A 1,920-nucleotide genomic window follows, 5' to 3' on the forward strand; every position below is an offset into this window, starting at 1 on the left:
AGCAGTCCTTCGGCCCGCGAGCCGTGCGCCGCCGTCTCGCCGCGTGCCAGGGCGCGCAGGCCGGCGACGAGTTCGTCCGGCTGCGTGCCGACGACCGCCGCGCGGTGGTCGAGGGCGGCCCTGGTCGTGGCGAGGGAGAAGGCCACGTCGAGCGGGCTGTGCTGCGGCGACGACCCGGAGTCCAGCAGGGTCAGCAGGCGCTCGGCCTGCGCCCGCAGCGCGTTCTCGTCACGGGCGGACAGCAGCCACGGCACCACGACCGGTGCCGCGTCCCTCTCCTCCTCGATCGCCGCCGGCGGTGCCTGCTCGACCAGGACGTGCGCGTTCGTGCCGCTGATGCCGAAGGACGAGATGCCCGCCCGGCGCGGGCGGCCGTTCGTACCCCATTCCCTGGTCTCCGTCAGCAGGCGCACGCTCCCCTCGGACCAGTCGACCTTCGACGACGGCTCGTCCACGTGGAGCGTGGAGGGCAGGACGCCGTGGCGCATGGCCATGACCATCTTGATGACGCCCGCGACACCGGCGGCGGCCTGCGTGTGACCGATGTTGGACTTCACCGAGCCCAGCCACAGCGGCTCGCTCTCGGGCCGGTCCTGACCGTACGTGGCCAGCAGCGCCTGCGCCTCGATCGGGTCACCGAGCGTCGTGCCCGTGCCGTGGGCCTCGACCGCGTCGATCTGGTCGGCGGCGAGGCGGGCGTTGGCGAGGGCCTGGCGGATGACGCGGCGCTGGGACGGGCCGTTGGGCGCCGTCAGGCCGTTGGAGGCGCCGTCCTGGTTGACGGCGGAGCCGCGGACCACGGCGAGCACGGGATGGCCGTTGCGGAGGGCGTCCGACAGCCGTTCCACGACGAGGAATCCGGCACCCTCGGAGAAGCCCGTGCCGTCGGCGGCCGAGGCGAAGGACTTGCAGCGGCCGTCCGACGCGAGCGCGCCCTGACGGCCGAACTCCGCGAACACGCCCGGGGTCGACAGCACGGTGACACCGCCGGTCACCGCGAGCGAGCAGTCGCCCTGCCGCAGGGACTGCACGGCGAGGTGCAGTGCGACCAGGGAGGACGAGCACGCGGTGTCCACGGACACGGCGGGCCCTTCCAGACCGAGCTTGTAGGAGACCCGGCCGGACACCACGCTGCCGTTGCCGTCGCTGCCGGGGTAGTCGTGGTACATCACACCGGCGAAGACGCCGGTCCGGGTGCCCTTGAGCGAGGTCGGGTCGATGCCCGCCCGCTCCAGGGCCTCCCAGGACAGCTCCAGGGTGAGCCGCTGCTGGGGATCCATGGCGAGGGCCTCGCGCGGGGAGATCCCGAAGAACGCGGGGTCGAAACCGGCCGCCTCGTCGAGGAACCCGCCCAGGCGGGGGTACTGGCCCGCGTCCTGGAAGCCCTCCCAGCCGCGATCGTCCGGGAACGCGGAGATCGCGTCGCCACCGGACGTCACCAGCCGCCACAGGTCCTCGGGGCTGGTCACCCCGCCCGGGTAGCGGCAGGCCATGCCGACGATGGCGATGGGCTCGTGCCGGGCGGCGGAGAGCTCGCGGTTGTGCTTCCGGAGCCGGGCGGTCTCCCTGCGGGCGGCCAGCAGCGCCCCGCCGTCGATGTCGTCAGCGTCATCGGCGCTGATGTCGGGCGCCTCTTCCGCGTCCGGGCCGACCGGCAGTCCGCGCACCTCCGCGAGTTCGAGGAGGCTGTCCATCAGGCCCGCGTCGCGCAGCCGGTTCGTCGGGATCGTCTGAAGCGCCCGGCGGATGTCGTCTTCGACGCCGCCGGTTCCGGCGCCGTGTCCGTCCGCCACCGGGGCCAGCTGGGCCTCGATGTGGTCGGTGACGGCCCGGGAGTTGGGGTGGTCGAAGACGAGCGTGGCGGGGAGGCGGAGACCGGTGATGCGGTTGAGCTGGTTGCGCAGCTCGGTCGCCGCCAGG

At 73.6% G+C, this 1,920-nt stretch carries 1 protein-coding gene; it reads right to left on the reverse strand.

The window, feature by feature from the left end:
• Window positions 1–1,920 (reverse strand): type I polyketide synthase (locus ACX9I7_RS32540; protein WP_459389391.1); only part of this gene is annotated, 1,920 nt, incomplete at both ends.

The organism is Streptomyces sp. L500 (assembly GCF_054551825.1).